At 67.3% G+C, this 19,194-nt stretch carries 15 protein-coding genes; 6 read left to right on the forward strand and 9 right to left on the reverse strand.

The window, feature by feature from the left end; all coding sequences use genetic code 11:
- Positions 1–336 precede the first annotated feature (336 nt).
- Entirely contained in the window at positions 337–2,217 is a 1,881-nt protein-coding gene (locus tag QQZ18_RS05490; protein ID WP_284538669.1) for an ABC transporter ATP-binding protein, read from the forward strand.
- Positions 2,218–2,293: 76 nt separating this feature from the next.
- Here QQZ18_RS05490 and QQZ18_RS05495 read toward each other — a convergent pair whose 3' ends face one another.
- From QQZ18_RS05495 to QQZ18_RS05505, 3 genes are all read right to left on the reverse strand, one after another.
- The gene (locus QQZ18_RS05495; protein ID WP_284538671.1) at positions 2,294–2,824 is read right to left on the reverse strand and encodes a dihydrofolate reductase family protein; all 531 of its coding nucleotides are present in this window, start codon (positions 2,822–2,824) and stop codon (positions 2,294–2,296) included.
- Positions 2,825–3,111: 287 nt separating this feature from the next.
- The gene (locus QQZ18_RS05500; protein WP_284538673.1) at positions 3,112–4,323 is read right to left on the reverse strand and encodes an MFS transporter; all 1,212 of its coding nucleotides are present in this window, start codon (positions 4,321–4,323) and stop codon (positions 3,112–3,114) included.
- A 39-nt stretch (positions 4,324–4,362) separates the two neighbouring features.
- The gene (locus QQZ18_RS05505; protein ID WP_284538676.1) at positions 4,363–4,809 is read right to left on the reverse strand and encodes a VOC family protein; all 447 of its coding nucleotides are present in this window, start codon (positions 4,807–4,809) and stop codon (positions 4,363–4,365) included.
- A gap of 196 nt (positions 4,810–5,005) precedes the next feature.
- Here QQZ18_RS05505 and QQZ18_RS05510 point away from each other — a divergent pair, with 196 nt between their 5' ends.
- Positions 5,006–5,476, forward strand: coding sequence for a MarR family winged helix-turn-helix transcriptional regulator (locus QQZ18_RS05510; protein WP_284538678.1), 471 nt, complete (start codon positions 5,006–5,008; stop codon positions 5,474–5,476).
- A 30-nt stretch (positions 5,477–5,506) separates the two neighbouring features.
- Here the strand turns inward: QQZ18_RS05510 and QQZ18_RS05515 are convergent, their stop codons facing one another.
- The 4 genes from QQZ18_RS05515 to QQZ18_RS05530 form a co-directional block, all read right to left on the reverse strand.
- Positions 5,507–8,566, reverse strand: a complete 3,060-nt coding sequence (locus QQZ18_RS05515) for an efflux RND transporter permease subunit (RefSeq protein ID WP_284538680.1) — start codon at positions 8,564–8,566, stop codon at positions 5,507–5,509.
- Complete coding sequence (locus QQZ18_RS05520; RefSeq protein WP_284538682.1) at positions 8,563–9,642, reverse strand: efflux RND transporter periplasmic adaptor subunit; 1,080 nt, start codon at positions 9,640–9,642, stop codon at positions 8,563–8,565. The genes QQZ18_RS05515 and QQZ18_RS05520 overlap by 4 nt, the downstream gene beginning before the upstream one ends.
- A 12-nt stretch (positions 9,643–9,654) precedes the next feature.
- Positions 9,655–11,064, reverse strand: a complete 1,410-nt coding sequence (locus tag QQZ18_RS05525) for an MFS transporter (protein ID WP_284538684.1) — start codon at positions 11,062–11,064, stop codon at positions 9,655–9,657.
- Between the two features lie 151 nt (positions 11,065–11,215).
- Positions 11,216–11,953, reverse strand: coding sequence for a TetR/AcrR family transcriptional regulator (locus tag QQZ18_RS05530; RefSeq protein WP_284538687.1), 738 nt, complete (start codon positions 11,951–11,953; stop codon positions 11,216–11,218).
- Between the two features lie 149 nt (positions 11,954–12,102).
- Here QQZ18_RS05530 and QQZ18_RS05535 point away from each other — a divergent pair, with 149 nt between their 5' ends.
- Positions 12,103–13,983, forward strand: a complete 1,881-nt coding sequence (locus QQZ18_RS05535; protein WP_284538689.1) for an ABC transporter ATP-binding protein — start codon at positions 12,103–12,105, stop codon at positions 13,981–13,983.
- A 48-nt stretch (positions 13,984–14,031) separates the two neighbouring features.
- On the opposite strand, the gene QQZ18_RS05540 is transcribed toward QQZ18_RS05535, so the two are convergent.
- Together QQZ18_RS05540 and QQZ18_RS05545 are read right to left on the reverse strand one after the other, a co-directional pair.
- Positions 14,032–15,492 (reverse strand): multicopper oxidase family protein, encoded by a 1,461-nt coding sequence (locus tag QQZ18_RS05540; protein WP_284538691.1) that lies wholly within the window; start codon positions 15,490–15,492, stop codon positions 14,032–14,034.
- Between the two features lie 65 nt (positions 15,493–15,557).
- Positions 15,558–15,911: a hypothetical protein gene (locus QQZ18_RS05545; protein WP_284538693.1), complete on the reverse strand. Its 354-nt coding sequence runs from the start codon at positions 15,909–15,911 to the stop codon at positions 15,558–15,560.
- 430 nt (positions 15,912–16,341) lie between these two features.
- Here QQZ18_RS05545 and petA point away from each other — a divergent pair, with 430 nt between their 5' ends.
- From petA to QQZ18_RS05560, 3 genes are read left to right on the forward strand one after another with little or no spacing between them, the layout of a single operon-like run.
- The gene (gene petA / locus QQZ18_RS05550) at positions 16,342–16,905 is read left to right on the forward strand and encodes a ubiquinol-cytochrome c reductase iron-sulfur subunit (RefSeq protein WP_284538695.1); all 564 of its coding nucleotides are present in this window, start codon (positions 16,342–16,344) and stop codon (positions 16,903–16,905) included.
- A 25-nt stretch (positions 16,906–16,930) separates the two neighbouring features.
- Positions 16,931–18,196 (forward strand): cytochrome b, encoded by a 1,266-nt coding sequence (locus QQZ18_RS05555; protein WP_284538698.1) that lies wholly within the window; start codon positions 16,931–16,933, stop codon positions 18,194–18,196.
- Positions 18,197–18,215: 19 nt separating this feature from the next.
- Entirely contained in the window at positions 18,216–19,073 is an 858-nt protein-coding gene (locus QQZ18_RS05560; protein ID WP_284538700.1) for a cytochrome c1, read from the forward strand.
- Positions 19,074–19,194: the final 121 nt, after the last annotated feature.

Here is a 19,194-nt window from a genome sequence, read left to right on the forward strand (position 1 = left end):
GATTCCGATGGATTTCGATCGATTAATGTGATGGAGAGTGGCATTTCCGCCACCCTGATTGAATCGTCTTAGTGCGTCGGCATCCGAACGGTTGCACTGAAAACGCCTTCTGCTACCGTGCGCCGGCTCCAGTCACAAGGAGGAGCGTCGAATGGTGGTTCTCTGCTCATAGCTTGACCCGGTCGGGCCGTTTGTACGGCTCGAATGCCCGTGGCCAGTTTCCGACCGCGCCCGCATCGCGTGCGCCGTCGCGGACCCATTCGCCCCACATTTCACCTCTAGCATTCCTGCCGCGACCTACGGGTCGTCGGTTCACCGCCTTCATTCGGTGCTGTCATGTTTGCCTTTTTTGAACGCCTTATCGACCCCTATGCCAAGGGGCCGGGTGGTCAGCCGCCCGACCGCCTCATTCCCTTCTATTGGCACTATCTCCGGCAGGTCTGGCCGAGCTTCGCCGCCGTCATGGTGGTGGGCTTCTTCGTCGCGCTGATCGAGGTCTCGATCTTCCGCTACATCGGCGCCATCGTCGACTATCTCAGCAACACCCCGCCCGCCGAGGTGATGTCTCGCCACGGCTGGGAGTTCGTCGGCATGGGCGCGGTGATCCTGATCGCCCGGCCGGTGTTCCAGACCCTGCACGATCTCCTGATCCACCAGACCATCGCGCCCGGCGTCACCAACCTGATCCGCTGGCAGAACCACCGCTACGTGCTCCGCCAGTCGATCGCCTTCTTCAACAACGACTTCGCCGGCCGCGTCGCCAACAAGATCATCCAGACCGGCCCGTCCTTGCGTGAATCCACCACGCAGGCGGCAGACGCCCTGTGGTTCGTGCTGATCTACACGGTGTCGGCGCTGGTGCTGTTCGCCGAGGCGGACATGCGCCTCGCGGTGCCGCTCGTCATCTGGATCGTCGCCTACCTCCTCGTGCTCCGGCGGTTCATTCCGCGCATCGCCCGGAAGTCGGAGGAGATGTCGGAGGCGCGCTCGCTGCTCACCGGCCGCGTGGTCGACAGCTACACCAACGTCCACACGGTGAAGCTGTTCGCCCACGCCGAGCGCGAGGACGACTTCGCCCGCGAGGCGCTGGAGGACCACACCTCGGTGTTCTACGCCCAGCAGCGGCTGATCACCGGCATGACCATGTCGCTGACGACCATCAACAGTCTGTTGATGACCGTCACCGGCGCGCTCGCGGTCTGGCTGTTCATGCAGGGGGCGGTCACCACCGGCGCCATCGCGCTGATCGGCGGCCTGGTCGTGCGCATCATCAACATGTCAGGCTGGATCATGTGGGAGCTGACCGGCATCTTCGAGAACATCGGCACCGTTCAGGACGGCATAACCACCATCTCGAAGCCGCAGACGGTGATCGACCGCAAGGATGCCAAGCCGCTCGCCATCACTGGCGGCGGCATCGAGTTCGACCGCGTCGCCTTCCACTATGGCAAGGCGAAGGGCGCGCTCGACGGCATCAGCCTGACGATCGCGCCGGGCGAGAAGATCGGCCTCGTCGGCCCGTCGGGCGCCGGCAAGTCGACGCTGGTCAACGTTCTGCTGCGTCTCTACGACATCGAGAGCGGCGCCATCCGCATCGATGGGCAGAACATCGCCACCGTCACGCAGAACTCCCTGCGTGCGGCGATCGGCGTGGTGACGCAGGACACGTCCCTGCTTCACCGGTCGATCCGCGACAACATCAAATACGGCCGGCCGGACGCGACGGACGAGGAGATGGAGGCGGCGGCCCGCATGGCGCATGCCGACGGCTTCATTCCCGACCTCGTCGACAACCGGGGGCGCGGCGGCTTCGACGCCCATGTCGGCGAGCGCGGCGTCAAGCTCTCGGGCGGCCAGCGCCAGCGCGTCGCCATCGCCCGCGTTCTCCTGAAGAACGCGCCGATCTTGGTTCTGGACGAAGCGACCTCGGCGCTCGATTCCGACGTCGAGGCGGCGATCCAGGAGAGCCTGGGTGCGCTGATGGAAGGCAAGACGGTGATCGCAATCGCCCACCGCCTCTCCACCATCGCCCGCATGGATCGCCTGGTGGTGATGGACGGCGGCCACATCGTCGAGATGGGCAGCCACGCCGAGCTCGTCGCCCGTGGCGGCCTCTACGCCGGCCTGTGGAGCCGCCAGACCGGCGGCTTCCTGGTCGACGAGAGCGAGGCTGCGGCGGGAAAGATCGCCGACTTCTCCGAACCGGCAAGTGCGTGAAAAGAATCCGCCCGGACAGTCGCGAGGCTGTCTGGGCGGATGGCAAGGCAAGGGGGCGGGTCTTGCCCTTCACTGACTATCCTGGAACGTAAGTCAGCCTGATCACCTCGTCGCCGATGCGGTCGGTGGCAATGAGGCGGAGCGGCCCGCGTGGGCGGGCGAAGAACGGCTTGCCGCCACCTATGGCGACGGGGTGCAGATAGATCCTGTACTCGTCGACGAGGCCGAGATCGGCGAGGTTCGCCGCCAGCTCCGGACCGGAGACCTCGATCACGCCGTCGAGCCGGGCCTTGAGATCGCGGACCGTCGCCTCCAGGCCGTCGTTGACGAGCGTGGCATTGGGCCCGACCTCCCCGAGCGAGCGCGACACCACCCATTTCGGCTGACGCCGCCAGGCCGCCGCGTAGTCGCGCTCGGCGGCGTCCCAGTCGGGCTGATCGTCGTCCCAGTAGCGCATCACCTCATACATGCGGCGGCCGTAGATGCTGCCGGACACCTCGCGCACGTCATCGGTGAAATGGCGGAACACCGTGGGGTCGGGCGAGAAGGCCATGTGGTCGACATAGCCGTCGAGCGACTGGTTCAGGGCATAGACCAGTTTGGCCATCTCGGCCTCCTTCGCGTCAGAGCTTCATCTACGACGATTTCGACAGGGGTGGGTGCCCGATATCGATCGCTCGCCTTACTCGTCCTGAGGTCCACCTTGAATTCACACGTGAACTCAAGCGACCTGCGCGGGGATGACAGGCTATCTATATGTTTCTTTTATATAAATCTGTCATCCCCGCGCAGGCGGGCACCTCGGGCAGAATGGGGCGCGAGGCTAATATGGATCTCTGATCCTTCACGAAGCAGCGGCCGCTTGGCTTCGCGAGCCGCGCTTCGAGAGAGGCCCTACGCCGGCGCCAGTTCGCCCCGCTGCCGTGTCGGGAACGGCCGGAAGCTCAGGAGGATCAGGGCGGCGACGACGCCCATGCCGCAGGAGGCGACATACATCAGCGCGTAGCCGTCGAACCGGTCGTAGATCATGCCGCCGACCAGCGGGCCGGTGGACATGCCGAGGCTGCCGGCCATGGCGGTGCCGCCCATGATGGTGCCCATCATCCTCAGCGGGAAGTTCTCGCGGATGATCACCGCGTAGAGCGGCATGGTACCGGCGTAGATGAAGCCGACGACCATGGCCACCGCGTAGAAGCCGCCGAGCTGGTTGACGAAGCTGTAGGACAGCACGCCGAAGGCCTGGGCCAGCAACCCGAGCACGAGGATGCGCTGAGCGCCGAACCGGTCGCCGGCAAGGCCGAAGCCGATGCGGCCGAACATGCCGGCGAAGCCCTCGACGCTGTAGATCGACACGGCGGCGATCATCGGGATGCCGCAGGTGACGGCATAGCTCACCGTGTGGAAGATCGGGCCGGAGTGGGTGGCGCAGCAGAAGAAGTTGGCCAGCATCAGCGTGATGAACTGCGGCGACAGCACCGCCTCGCGCACCGTCATGGCCGACTGCGGTTCGCTTCCCATCATCTCGGGGTGGCCGCCCTCCAGCGCCGGCGGCCGGCGCACCAGAAGCGAGGCGGGGATCATCAGCGCGGCGGCGATGCCGGCGATGATCAGCATGGCGGAGCGCCAGTCGTGGACGGTGACGAGCCAGGCGGCGAATGGCGCCATGGTGAGCGGCGCCATGCCCATGCCGGCCGAGACGAGCGACACCGCAAGGCCGCGCTGGGTGTCGAACCAACCGGTGACGCAGGCCATCATCGGCGCGAAGACGGCGGCGGTGGCCGCCCCGACCAGCAGCCCGAAGGTGAGCTGGAACTCGATGAGCGATGTCGCCCGGCTGGCGAGCGCCAGGGTGAGCGCCAGCACCAGCGAACCGGCGAGCACGACGGGCCGCGGCCCGAAGCGGTCGGACAGGCCGCCCCACGCCATGGAGGCCACCGCCATGGCGAGGAAGCCGATGGTCATGGCCGTGGAGATGCCGGTGACCGACCAGCCGGTCTCCTGCGCCATCGGCTGCAGGAAGACGGGCAGCGAGAACATGGCGCCGGCAGCGACGCAGCCGAGGAGGCCACCCGTCGCGACGATCACCCAACGGTAGGAATGGTTCATGGCCCTGCCCCCGACCTTCTCCTGGCGGCTTCGGTGAGATCAGCCCTGTTGCGGCGCCCCGTCGGCCGATGGAATGACGTTGATCATCCAGGGTATGCCGAACTTGTCGATCAGCGACCCGAACCCCGGCGACCAGAAGGTTTCCTCGAACGGCATTCCCACCGCGCCCCCTTCGGACAACGCGTCGAACCAGCGCCGCCCCTCGGCCTTGTCATGGGTGTGCAGAGCCACATCGAAACCGTTCTTCGGCTTGTCGATGTTCTTGGCCCACTGGACATCCATGTCGGCGCCCATCAGCGCCTGATCGCCGACCTCCAGCCAGCAATGCATCAGCCAAGTCTTGTACTTGTCGTCGGTGATCGGCATGTCGGGCGGGCCGTCGCCATAGGGAAAGGCGGCGGTGATCTTGCCGCCGAGCACCTTGGCATAGAATTCGAACGCCTCGCGGCATCGTCCCTGGAAACTCAGGCTGGTCACGATCTTCATGGGTCCCCTCCTCTATCGCTGAAAGACGGAAAGCTGCCCCCAGATTTGCTGAACCTACGCTGGCGAGCGCGAAAATGTGCCGGACGGACCGATGCCGCCGTGCTCTTCCACCGGCGCTTGCAGAGGTCGATATCGATTGACGCCCGTTCACATAGGTTGATATCAACGTAAAAGAAGGATCGAGTCAATCACTCAAATGCAAACGCCTGTCAATCCCAGCTTCCAGACGACGATTCTGGTGCGCGACACCTGCCTGTGCCTGCATGCGCAACGGGCCGCGCGGGCACTCGCCCGCCGGTTCGACGTGGCGCTGAAGCCCGTGGGCATCACCAGCGGCCAGTTCTCGCTCCTCATGTCGCTCAACCGCCCGCATCCCCCCAAGGTCGGCAGCGTGGCGACGCTGCTCGCCATGGACCGGACGACGCTCACCGCCAATCTCAAGCCGCTGGAGCGACGCGGCCTCATTGAGACGGAAGCCGACCCGACGGACAGGCGAGCCCGCCTGCTGCGCCTAACCCCGGCCGGCCGCGCCGTCCTCGTCAGCGCCGTGCCGATCTGGAAGGCCGTTCACGCCGAGATCGAGACGGGGCTGGCCGATCCCCATCGGCTGCGCGCCGAACTGATGGTGCTTTCGCAGCCCGACGGCCAGGATGGCAACGCCGGGTGACCAAGCTTCGGAGAGGCGGCCGCCCGGTCGTCAACTGGCGCCCAGAAGGGTCTTCATGCGCCGCGACAGCCCGTCGACCGCGCTATAGACCACCGGAACGATCACGAGGCTCAGCAGCGTCGACAGCGTCAGCCCACCGATGACGACGAGCCCCATCGGTCGGCGGAAGCTGGGATCGCCGCCCGACAGGCCGAGCACCACCGGCACCATGCCGCCGATCATGGCCAGCGTCGTCATCACCACCGGCCGCGCCCGCTTGTGGCAGGCGTCGAGCAGGGCCTCAAGCCGCCCCCTCCCGGCGAGCTGCGCCGCGGCGGCATATTCGACGATCAGGATCGAGTTCTTGGTGACGATGCCCACCAGCATCAGCATGCCGATGGCGGTTGCCATGGAGAAGCTGGTGCCTGTGACGACCAGCGGCAGCAGGGCGCCCCCAAGCGACAGCGGGATGGCCGCGAGGATGGTGAACGGCTGCAGGAAGTCGTGGAACAGCAGCACCAGCGCACCATAGATGCAGAGGACGCCGACGACGAAAGCGAACAGGAAGCCGGAAAACATGCTGTTCATCCGTTCCACGTCACCCTCGTCGACCAGTCGAACGCCGGACGGCAGGACGCGCACCGATGGCAGCGCCTTCACATCTTCCATAACGGCGCCGATGCTGCGGCCGTTGAGCTCGGCGCTGATCGTCACGTTGCGCTCACGATCGAGACGGGTGATCGCCACCGGCCCGGTGCGCATCGAGAGCGTTGCCACCGTGCCGAGATCGACGCTGCCGTTCGCACCGCCGACCCGCAGCGTGGCGAGTGTTTCCGGGCTTTCCACCAAGCTTTCGGGGAGACGGATGCGGATCGGCAGTTGCCGTTCGCCAAGGTCGAGCTTGGGCAGGTTGGCGGCGTAATCGCCGGTCGAGGCGATGCGCACCGCCTGGGCGATGGCGACCGGCGTCACGCCAAGCGCGTCGGCACGGGCGAGATCCGGTACCACGGCAAGTTCCGGCGCCTCCAGCGCCGCCGACGACGTCACCGCGCCGAGGCCGGGGATCGTCCGCATGTCGGTCTCAAGCGCCGAAGCGGCACGGTAGAGGGTCGCCGCGTCGTTGCCGGCCAGCACCACGTCGAGCTTGACCCCGTCGGCGCTGCCGCCGACCGCCACGCGGACGCCCGGCAAGGCGGAGAGCGCCTGACGGATATCCTGCTCGATCGTCTGTTGCGAACGTGGCCGTGTCCCATAGGGCGTCAGGTCGACCGTGAACAGCGCCGAGGTGACGTCGGCATTGGCCACGGCGTCAGGTCCGGCGCCGGCCACCGAACCGGTGCCGACCCGCGTCAGCACCGAACGGACGTTGGGCACGCGACCGATCAAAGCCGCCGCCTCGCGCGCCACCTTGTCGGTGGCGGCAAGCGTGCTGCCCGGCTGCAACGTCACCTGAACGCTGGTCTGGGCAATGTCGGACGCCGGCACGAAGGCGGTATCGAGCAGCGGCACCAGCGCGAAGGAGGCGGCGACGGACAGGAGGGCGGCAGCGAGCGTCGTCTTGCGATAGCGGAGGCAGCCGCGCAGGAAGCGCATGTAGGCCCGCATGATCGGACCATCCCTCCCCTCCTCGCGTCTGGCCTTGGGCTTCAGCACGTTCGCCGCCAGCATCGGCGTCAGGAGGCGCGCCACCAACAGCGATGCCAGCACCGCCGCCGAGGCGGTGATGCCGAACTGACGAAAGATCAGGCCGGGGATATCGCCGATGAAGGCAGTGGGCAGGAACACGGCGACCAGCGTCAGCGTGGTGGCGACCACCGCGAGGCCGATCTCCTGCGTCGCGGCGACGGTCGCCTCGCGCGGCGTGCCGCCGGCCCGAAGGTGCCGTTCGATGTTCTCCACCTCGACGATGGCGTCGTCGACCAGCACGCCGATCACCAGCGACAGCGCCAACAGCGACACCGTGTTGAGGCTGAAGCCGAACCATTCCATCACCATGAAGGTCGGCACCAGCGCCAGCGGCAGCGCCGCCGCCGCGACGATGGTGGCCCGCAGCGAGCCGAGGAAGGCGAACACCACCAGCACGGCCAGCGCGATGCCCTCGTAGAGCATGTGCATCGACGCCTCGTAGTCGCTCTCGGTGGCGCTCACCGTGGTCGTCGCCTCGGCAAGCCGCACCTCGGGACGAGCCTCTGACAGCCGGGCCACGGCGGCGCGCACGCCATCGGCGACGTCGATGTCCGAGTATCCGTTGGAGCGCTTGATCTCCACCGCGATCGCCGGGGCATCGTTGTGGTAGGCGAGACTGATGCGGTCGGCGTGGCCGTCCTCGACGGTGGCCACCTCCGACAGCGGAACCGAGGCGCCGTCGATCAGCGGCAGCGGCAGCTTGCCGAGGGCATCGAGGGTTGCCGCCGCCGCTTGCAGGCGGATGGTGCTCTTGCCGAGCGTCGTCTCGACGTGGCCGCCGGAGGCGTCGAACTGAGCGGCACGAAGGCGGTCGGCCACATCGACGACGGTCAAACCAAAGGCGGCGAGCCGGTCCGGGTCGACGGTCACCGTCACCTCGCGGTCGACGCCGCCGGTGCGGGCGATATCGCCGACGCCGGGCACCGCCCGCAGGGCGCGATTGAGGTCGTTGTCGACGAACCAGGAGAGCGCCACCTCGTCGAGCGCGTCGGACGTGGCGGTATAGGCGATCAGCGTCGTGTCCTGGACGGCCTGCCGCGAAATGCTCGGCGCTTCCATGTCGGCGGGCAGGTCGGCCCTGACGCTGTCGACGGCGTTGCGCACCTCGTTGAGCGCCGCCTCCGGGTCCTTGTCGATCTGGAACTCGACAATGATGGAGGCGTGGCCGTCGTCGATGCGGGTGGTGATGTGGTTGAGCTTGCCCAGCGTCGCCACCTTGTCCTCGATCTTGCGAACGGCGTCGGTCTCGAGCTGGTCGGGCGCCGCGCCGTCAAGCCGGCAGTCGATGAACACCAGCGGCAGGTCGAGGTCGGGAAAGCTCTGCACGCCGAGCCGCGAGAAAGAGATGAGACCGCCGACGAGCAGCAGCACGAACAACAGCAGCACCGGCACGGGGTTGCGGACGGCCCAGGCAGAAACGTTCATGGCGTCACCTCGTCGCTGGCAAGGGCGACGGCGGCGCCGTCGAACAGGAAGGCGACGCCGCTTTCGGCCACCGCCACCTCCGGCGAAAGGCCGGAGACAATGGCGATCCGCCCGCCGCGCCTCGCACCGGTGACGATGGCGAGCCGCTTCACCCTGCCCTCGGGCTCGACCGCGAACACGAAGCTGCCGCCGTCCTTCAGCAGCACCGCGCTCTCGGGCAGGGTCAGCACCTGCCGCTCGCCGGTATCGACATGCCCCGAGACATAACCGCCCGGCCGAAGTTCTCCGGTAGCCGGCAGATCGACGTAGACTGTCGCCCGCCCCGAGGCGGCATTCAGCGTCGGCCCCACCAGACGGACGATGCCGACCGACAGGTCCTTGCCATGCTCCGTCAGCGTCGCCGTCATACCCGGATTGAGAGTGGTCGCGATGTCGGCCGCCACTTCCGCCCGCCATTCGACGCGGTTCTGGCGGACCAGGCGATAGAGTTCGGTACCGGCGGACGCGACCGCGCCGAGCGTGGCCGGCCGCGCGGAAATGACGCCATCGTCGGGCGCGCGCAGGATCGCCTTGTCGAGGCGCAGCCGGCGCGTTTCAAGCTCCGCCTCGGCGGCGGCAAGGTTGGCGGCCGCGACCCGCTCGGCGATCCGGGCCGCTTCCAGCTCGCGCTTCGACTGGCCGCCGCTCGGCCCGAGAAGCTCGGCGCGGCGGGCATCCGACTGGGCGAGTTCGGAGGTGGCACGGGCGCTGTCGACCGCAGCCTCGCCGGCCGCGATCGCCGCCTTGAGCTGATCGTCGGCGAGGCGGGCCACCACCTCGCCCGTCCTGACGCGATCGCCGACGTCGACGGCAAGCTCCGCGATCCGATAGTCGCCGATCTCGGTGGCGATCGACGCTTCGCTCCAGGCAGCAACCCAGCCGCTGGCGGCAATGCTGTCCGTCCATGTCTGCCGCTCGGCGTGGATCGGCCGCACGGTGAGCACGGCGCGAACCGGCGGATCGGCGGCTTCGGCCCTGGAGAGGTTGACGGCGATGAGGGCGACGGCGAGCGTCAGCAGGGTGATCGAGCGTTTCATGAAAGTCACCGTTCAGTGCGCCAGCTCGGCCGGGGCGGCCTTTGGCATCAACAGGGTGAGCGGCAGGCTGAGGAGGATCGCCGCACCGGCGATGGCAAGGCAGAGCAGCAGCGCGCCGTTGCCCGTGAGGCGCGAAACCTCGCCGAGGTAGGCCGAGCTCATGACCGCCATGCCGGTGCTGGCCGCCAACTGCTGGGCGGCGCTGAGCGAACCGCTGGCGCTGCCGGCTTCCTCGGCCGATATGTCGCCAAGCGCGATGTCGTAGATGGTGCCGAAGCAGCTGCCCATGCCCAGGCCGAGCACGAACAGCGCTCCGGCGAGGAAGGAGACGGTGCGACCGCCGTCAACGCCGATGACCAGCGCCAGCAGCACGGCGCCGAGAAGCGTCACCCCGAGGCCGACGACCACCAGCTTGCGGCCGAGGCGAGGGATCAGCGCCATGCCGGCCACCGAGGCGACGATGATGCCGAGGGTCATCGGCAACATGCGCAGCGCCGCCCCCGATGGCGACACGTCGAGCGTGCCTTGCAGGAACAGCGAGATGATGAAGACGAGACCGTTCACCGTGGCGAAGAAGGCAAAACCGACGACGAGGCCGGAGACGAAGCCCCGGCTTCGGAACAGCGAGGCAAGGATGATCGGCGCCTCGGCCGTCACCTGCCGCCGGGCGAAGGCGGCAAACAGCACGAGCGAGGCGAAAAGCGCCGCCCCCGCCGCGCCGATCCAGCCCGCCTCTGCGCCGTCGATCAGGCCGTAGATCGCCGCGAGCATGGCAAGGCCGAGCAGCAGGGAACCCGGGCCATCGAGCCGGACATCCGGCCGCGCCGGCACCTTGGGCAGCACCCACGCGGCGATGGGCAGGCCAATGAGGCCGATGACAATGTTGATCAGGAACATCGGCCGCCAGCCGAGGTCGGCAATGTCGGCGTCGATGATCAGGCCACCGATCAGTGGCCCGGCCATCGCCGACAGCCCGAGCACCGGGCCGAAGGCGCTGAAGGCGAGGCCGAGCTCGGCGCGGGAGAAGGTGGAGGTCAGGATCGCCATGCCCTGCGGGATCAGCAGCGCCCCGAAGGCGCCCTGGGCGAAGCGGGCGGCGATCAGCATGGCCGGGTTCACCGACAGGCCGCAGGCGAGCGAGGACAGCGTGAAGCCGGCCATGCCGATCAGGAACAGCCGCCGCTGGCCGAAGCGGTCGCCGAGCCGGCCGCCCAAAACGAGAAACACGCCGAGCGCCAGCGCATAGGCGGTGCCGAGCCAGCTGATGAAGCCGGCGCCGCCGCCGAGGTCGCGGGCGATGGCCGGTGCGGCGATGCTGGTCAGCGTGCCGTCGACGAGATCGAGAACGTCGGCCATCAGCACGACGGCCAGAACGGCGATCAGGCTCGGCCGGACAGCCTGGGATGGGGAGAGAGAAGACAAGGGGATAGCCTTTCCGCCGGCGCGGGGCGGCCGGCATCCAGAAAAACGGCAAGGAGCGGGTGTTCGCAGACGCGGGATGCGTCAGCGAGCCAAGGTCCGATGGGAGAGGAGGAACGCCGGCTTCAGCGGCCGGCGGTCGGGTTCGTTGCGATCAGCTTCGTCGGAACGCCGGACTGCCGCCCGACGTCGGCGGCACCGCCGCCAGCACGCCGTCGATCAGCACGTTGACGGCCCAGGTGAAGCGCTCGACGCCGTCGCCGCTGAACAGCAGCTTGGTGTCGATCGCGGCGAGGTTGGGATAGAGAGCGGGGTCCGCCGCCTCCATGGCATCGGCCGTGGCGGCGATCTTGCCCTCGTGCTGGTCGGAACTCTGCTCGGCGGCCGTGGCGGTGGCGAAATGCAGCATCAGGTCGATGGCCCAGGCCGCCGAGGCGTCATGCACGCCGCCCCGCCGCAGCAGCTTCAGGAGAGCGTCGGCCATCCTGAGCGAGTTCGGCCCGTTCGACCGGGCGAACAGCGACAGCCGGGCGATGGCCGGGTGGCTGTAAAGCCTCTCGGTATAGGTCATCAGCAGGCCGATGAGCTGTCCCCGCCAGTCCGCCGCGTCAAGCCTTCCGCCCGGCCGCTCGGCGGCGGCTTCCGGCACGCCCGCGATCAGCGCGTCCAGCAGTTGCGCGTGCAGGTCCTCGGTGTTGCGAACGTAGACGTAGAGCGACGCCGGACCGGTATCGAGGCGGCCGGCAATCGCCCGCATGGTCACCTTCTCAAGCCCCTCCTCGTTGAGGATGTCGAGAGCGGCGGCAACTATGCCCTCGCGGGTGAGCGCGGCCTTGGCAGGGCGCTCGCGGCGGGACGACGGACGAGCAACGGAAGACTGGTCTTGTTTCATGTCTCTCTTATAACGAACATGTTCGTTACGATCAAGTTCGTTTTCAAACTCGACGACAGAAGCGGTCTCGCTCGCCTCATCACGACAAATTTCTCGGGATGTCGCCCTTTCTCCCTTGCTTACCCCTCGGAGACGGCCACATTCGGAGCATGTCTTCCGATCGATCCATCGCAGCCCGTCTGTTCGCCTGGTTCGAAGGCCGGATCGACCCGTTCAAGCCGACGACCGGCCTGCACCCACTGACGCCGCCCACCACCAAGTGGCGCATCCTCCGCTTCTTCCTGGGCGAAACCGGCTGGCCGCTGGTGGTGATGGCGGTGCTGACGCTGCTCCTGTCGATGATCGAGGTGGCGCTGCCCATCAGCATCGGCTGGCTGATCGACGCGGTGACGGAGGCGGACAGGAACGGCGTCCGGGTCGTCGACTGGCACGTCGTCATCGTCTTCATGCTGTTGCTGCTTCTCGCCCGGCCGCTGGTCACCTTCGTCGCCCAGCTCGTCCGCAACCAGGTGCTGTCGCGCAACGTCGGCACGCTCGTCCGCTGGCGCACGCACGAGTTCGTCGCCCGGGCCGACATCTCCTTCTTCCAGAACGACTTCGTCGGCCGCATCGCCACCAAGGTGACGCAGACCGGTCAGGCCATCCGCTCGTTGCTCCGCCTGTTCGCCGACCAATTGCTGTTCGTCGTGCTCTACATGGCCGGCGTCATCGGCTACCTGCTCGTCAAGCATCCGCTGTTCGCCGCCCCGCTGATCGTCTGGACGGTGGCCTATGCCATCCTCGTCTACACCTACGTGCCGAGGAGCCGCGCCGCCGCCCGCGAGGTGGCCGACACCGCCTCCATCTTCTCGGGCCGCCTCGTCGACGGCTATTCCAACTACATGACGGTGCGCCTGTTCACCGCGTCGACACGCGAGGACGCCTATGTGCGCGAGGCGCTGGAAAGCGGCGTCACCGCCACCGGCAAGCAGATGCGGCTGCTCACCGGCCTCTCCAGCCTGCTCACCGTCCTCAATGGCATGCTGCTCGCCGCCAGCGGCCTTGCCGGCGTGCTGCTGTGGAGCCACGGCCTCGCCACACCGGGCGACATCGCCTCGGTGATCGCCATGACGCTGCAAGTCCAGCAGTTGTCGCGCCTCGCCACCATGAGCCTGTCGGACGTGTTCGAAAGCGTCGGCACGCTCGACGACACGGTACGCTCGCTGTCGCGACCGCGCCTCATCACCGACCGTCCCGACGCCAAGCCGCTCGCCGTCAGCGGCGGCGGCATCGAGATCGATCGCGTCAGCTTCGACTATGGCTCCGGCCGGCCGGCCATCGACGATCTGACTCTGTCCATCGCGCCCGGCGAGCGCATCGGCCTCGTCGGCCGCTCCGGCGCCGGCAAGTCGACGCTGGTCAGCCTGCTGCTGCGCCTTTACGACCTCGAAACCGGCGCCATCCGCATTGACGGCCAGGACATTTCCGCCGTCACGCAGAACTCGCTGCGCGCCGCCGTCGGCGTCGTCACGCAGGATACCTCGCTCTTGCACCGGTCGATCCGCGACAACATCAAGTATGGCCGGCCGGACGCAACCGAGGAGGAAATGCTGGCCGCCGCCCGCATGGCCCACGCCGACGCCTTCATCCCCGACCTCACCGACAACAAGGGCCGTACCGGCTACGATGCCTACGTCGGCGAGCGCGGCGTCAAGCTCTCGGGCGGCCAGCGCCAGCGCATCGCCATCGCTCGCGTCCTCTTGAAGAACGCGCCGATCCTGGTGCTGGACGAGGCAACCTCGGCCCTCGATTCCGACGTCGAGGCGGCGATCCAGGAGAACCTCGGCGTGCTGATGGAGGGCAAGACGGTGATCGCCATCGCCCATCGCCTTTCCACCATCGCCCGCATGGACCGGCTCGTGGTCATGGAACGCGGCCGCATCGTCGAGATCGGCAGCCACGCCGAGTTGGTCGCCCAAGGCGGTCTCTACGCCGGCCTCTGGAACCGCCAGACCGGCGGCTTCCTCAACCTCGACGACGACGCCACCTGAGACGAAACATGGGACGGCGAGCGCTCAAGCGCTCGCCCCCCATTTCTGTCAGACGCCGTCGTAGGCGAAGGTCGCCATCATGCCCGAGGCCATGTGGTAGAGGTGGTGGCAGTGGAACGCCCACCGGCCGGGGTTGTCGGCATCGATGGCGATGGTGACCGTCCGGCTGGGCGGCACCAGCACGGTGTCGCGCACCGCGCCGGAAAAGCGCGACCCGCCGTCGAGACCGACCACCTGGAAGTGGTGGCCGTGCAGGTGCATCGGATGGGCCATCATCGAGGCGTTGCGCATCTCGATCTCCACCCTTTGCCCCCGCTTCACCCGGATCGCCTCGCTGCCGGGCATCGCCCAGCTGTAGCCCGCCATGTTGCCGGTGAGATCGACGGCATAGCGGACGTCGGCCTTACGGTCGGCGAGCGGCGCGATGGCGCGAAGCCCGGCCTCGTGGGCGAAATCGAGCACCGGCCCCGTTGCCTCGCCGACCGGGGGCAGCTTCGACACGGCCGCTCCGGCGGTGGCGATCACGATGCCGGTGCGCTGCGGAGCACCCTCGCGCAGCGCCAGGATGGGGAAGGCGCCGCCCTCCGACGGCACGCGCAGGCGGATATCCAGCCGCTGGCCCATGGTCATCGGGAAGCGGCGGGCAGCCACCGGCCGCACCGGCTGGCCGTCCACGGCCACCACCTGCCCCTCGAGGGCGCCGAGGTCGATGGAAAAGGCCGTCCCGGTGGCGCCGTTGATGATGCGCAGGCGGACGGTGCCGCCCTTCTCGACCCTGATCACCTCGGGGTCGTCGAGCGTCCGGTCGTTGGCGAGATAGGCGTCATACTCGATGTCGTTGAGGTCCATCGACATCCCGGGCATGCCGCCATGCTCCATGCCGGGCATGGAGCCCATGTCCATTCCGCCGTGATCCATGCCCGGCATGTTCATCGCTCCCATGTCGTGGCCCATGCCCGGCATGGCGTGACCACCCGCCGAACTGCCCTTCAGTTTCGCCAGCAGTTCGGCCGCCGACGTGAACGAGAAGTCGTGCAGCAGGACGACGATCTCCTGCTCGTCGGCCGCCACCTCCTCCGCGCGCCGCACGATCAGCGGCGCCGCCAGGAGATTCTGTTCCTGCAAGGTGTGCGCATGCATCCAATGCGTGCCGCCGCTGCCGACGGGAAAACGGAACGTCCGCCGTTCGCCGGCCTTGAGCTGCGGCATCGGTGCTTCTGGTACCCCATCCTGCTGCCAGGGCGGCGTCAGCCCGTGCCAGTGGACGATGGTTTCCTCGCCGAGAGTGTTGGCCAGCAGCACGTCGAAGTCGGTGCCGGCATCGAAGGCGAGGCCGGGCTTTCCGTCCGGCCCGGTGAGCGAATAGACGGTGGCCGCCCGGCCGTTGACCTCGATAACCCTCGTCCCGAGGGTAAGGGTGCGCGCCGTCGCGGCAAAGACGCCGATGATGGGCATGGACATGAAAACGGCGCCGCCGACGGCGGCCTTGAGAAGCGTTCTGCGGTTCATGATCGATCCTTGAGCCCGGCGGCGTTCGGCGCACCGGTGCGAGAGTTCGGCTGAAAACGGAGCGGTCAGGCGAACGGTCTGGGCGGATCGATAGGCGGGGCGACGTCGCGGCCGGTCAGGAACGTGTCGGCGACGGCAAGATCGAGCACGACGCTCGACAGCGGCGTGGCGATCACCGACGCCGCGGGCAGCCAGGCGACGACGCAGACCGCGCCTATGCAGCACGACATCTTGCCATGGCCGCCGGCATCGTGGCGGTCCGCCTTGCCGTGAGACGCCATGGGCGACGCGCACCTCTCGGGACCCTGCTGCGACGACGCCATCTTCTCCCCGCCCATGCCGGCGGCAGAGGCATGCGGTCCCGGCGAAAGCGCCAGGAGCAGAGCCAGAACGGCGACGAGAATCGCGAAGGGACGCATCGAGGATCTCGGCCGGGGAAAGTCCCGGATGGGGGATATGTGGTTCGGCCGCCGCGACGGTCAAGGCGTGCCGCGTCGCCCACCTCCGGACATCGATCTCGACACGGTCAGCCGGGCCGGAAACGAAGCGGTGGAAAGCGGACTGTAGGGCTCCGGTAACGGCGTCCCATCTTTTTGGAACAAATCCAAAAATCAGACCAAATTCTCAGATGGACCAACTGGACAACGCCCGGCGTTGATGCATAAAGGGGGCCGGAAAGGCATCCGTAGCAAGGCGTAGTCGCGCCCACTCCGGAAGCCGTGCAAGTTGTTGAAACCCTTTTCGTCAAACTCGCATCGACGGCCACGGACGGGGTGGCCCCCGCGAGGATGACGAAGCGGCCGCCGGGATATCCGTGGCGTCCGCTCCTCCGCGCGAAAGGAAGCGATCTTGGCTGAGAGCGATACACCGGCAGAACCAACCCGCCGCGATTTCCTCCTGCATGCCGCCGGTGCTTTCGGCGTGGTCGGCGTTGCCGCCGCGGCCTGGCCATTCGTCGATCAGATGAACCCCGATGCGTCGACCCGCGCGCTGGCGTCGGTCGAGGTCGACATCGCCGCCGTCCAGCCGGGCCAGGCGATCACCGTCATGTGGCGCGGCAAGCCGGTCGTGATCCGCAACCGCACCGAAAAGGAAATCGAGGAAGGCAAGACGGTCAAGCTCGAAGAGCTGAAGGACCCGCTGGCCCGCAACGCCAACGCCGATGCCGCCGCCGATGCGACCGACGCCAACCGAGCCGCGACCGGCAAGGAGAACATCCTCGTCATGACCAAGGTCTGCACCCATCTCGGCTGCATTCCGCTCGACGAGTCCGGCGAGTTCGGCGGCTGGTTCTGCCCGTGCCACGGTTCGGTCTACGACACGGCCGGCCGCATCCGTAAGGGTCCGGCGCCGGAAAATCTGCCGATCCCGCCCTACGCCTTCCTGTCCGACACCAAGATCCGCATCGGCTGATCGCCCTTCCCGACGAGGTAATTCCATGTCCGGTCATTCGACCTATGTCCCGAGGACGGCCATCGGGAAGTGGTTCGAGGCGCGCCTTCCGGTCGTCCGCCTCCTGCACGACACCGCCGTCTCCTACCCGACGCCACGCAACCTCAACGCTCTCTGGACCTTCGGCGGCATCCTCGCGATGATGCTGGTGGTGCAGATCGTCACCGGCATCGTGCTCGCCATGCACTACGCCGCCGAGAGCACCGTCGCCTTCCGCTCCGTCGAGAGCATCATGCGCGACGTCAACTGGGGCTGGCTGATCCGCTACCTGCACGCCAACGGCGCGTCGATGTTCTTCATCGCCGTCTACATCCACATCTTCCGTGGCCTCTACTACGGCTCCTACAAGGCCCCGCGCGAGATCCTGTGGATCCTCGGCGTCATCATCTACCTTCTCATGATGGCCGCCGCCTTCATGGGCTACGTGCTGCCCTGGGGCCAGATGTCGTTCTGGGGCGCCACCGTCATCACCAATTTCTTCACCGCTCTGCCCTTCGTCGGCCAGCCGATCCAGACGCTGCTCATCGGCGGCTTCTCGGTGGACAATGCCACGCTGAACCGCTTCTTCTCGCTGCACTATCTGCTGCCGTTCCTGATCGCCGGCGTCGTGGTGCTGCACGTCTGGGCGCTGCACGTGGTCGGCCAGAACAACCCGCTCGGCATCGACGTGAAGAGCGAGAAGGACACGGTTCCCTTCACGCCCTACGCCACGTCCAAGGACGTGATGTGGATCGTGCTGTTCATGATCTTCTATGGCTGGTTCGTCTTCTATCAGCCGAACTTCCTCGGCCATCCCGACAACTATATCGAGGCGAACCCGCTGTCGACGCCGGCCCACATCGTGCCGGAATGGTACTTCCTGCCGTTCTACGCCATCCTCCGGGCCATCGACTTCAACATCGGGCCGATCGATTCCAAGCTCGGCGGCGTGCTCGCCATGTTCGGCGCCATCGCCGTGCTGGCCTTCCTGCCCTGGCTCGACACCTCCAAGGTGCGCTCGGGCCGCTTCCGGCCGATCTTCAAGGTCGCCTTCTGGGTGTTCGGCGTCAACGCGCTGTTCCTCGGCTACCTGGGCTCGGTGAAGACCGACGACATCATCGGCGGCCTGCAGGCGGTCAGCTGGGCCAAGCTCAGCACCTTCTACTACTTCGCCTACTTCCTGGTGATCCTGCCGGTGCTCGGTTACATCGAGAAGCCGAAGCCGCTGCCCGTGTCGATCAACGACGCGATCCTGGCGAAATCGGCTCACTGACGCCCAACGGAGAGAAATCATGACTGCCAAGATGATCCGTTGGGCCGCCGCCGCCTTTGCCGCCGGCATCGCCCTGACAGCGTCAATCGCCGTCGCCGAGGAGACGGCGGTCGAGTATCCCCTGCTGAAGCCCACCCGCCAGGAATGGTCGTTCGCCGGCATCTTCGGCCACTACGACCAGGCCCAGCTGCAGCGCGGCTACCAGGTCTACAAGGACGTCTGCTCGTCCTGTCACGCGATGAAGCTGGTCAAGTTCCGCAACCTCGCCGACGAGGGCGGACCGGGCTTCACCGAGGACGCGGTCAAGGTGCTCGCGGCCACCTACGCCATCCAGGACGGCCCCAACGACGCCGGCGAGATGTTCGAGCGGCCCCGTCTGCCGTCCGACGCCTTCCCCTCGCCCTTCGCCAACGACAACGCGGCCCGCGCCGCCAACGGCGGCGCCCTGCCGCCCGACCTGTCGCTGATCGCCAAGGCGCGCGCCGTCCATCGCGGCTTCCCCTGGTTCGTGTTCGACATGTTCTGGCCCTACCAGGAGCAGGGTCCGGACTACATCACGTCGCTGCTCACCGGCTACCAGGACCCGCCAGAGGGCGTCACGGTGCCCGAGGGCACCTACTACAACCCGCACTTCATCAATGGCGTCTCGCTGCGCATGCCGCCCCCGCTCGACAACGACGTCGTCGAGTATTCCGACGGCACGCCGCAGACCAAGGAACAGTACGCCAAGGACGTGTCGGCCTTCCTGATGTGGGCGGCCGAGCCGCACCTCGACGCCCGCAAGGAACTGGGCCTCAAGGTGATGCTCTACCTGATCATCTTCGCCGGCATCCTCTACTTCGTGAAGCGGCAGGTCTGGCGCGGCGTTCCCCACTGATCGCCTTTTGCCGAGCATTCTGGAAACGGGCTCCTTCGGGGGCCCTTTTTCGTTTCGTCACCTCGCGTTCACGGAAACGTCGCCGCGGTGGGAACCGAATCGTGGGGTATGTCCTTGTCGT

It is taken from the genome of Pleomorphomonas sp. T1.2MG-36, assembly GCF_950100655.1.
GTDB lineage: Bacteria > Pseudomonadota > Alphaproteobacteria > Rhizobiales > Pleomorphomonadaceae > Pleomorphomonas.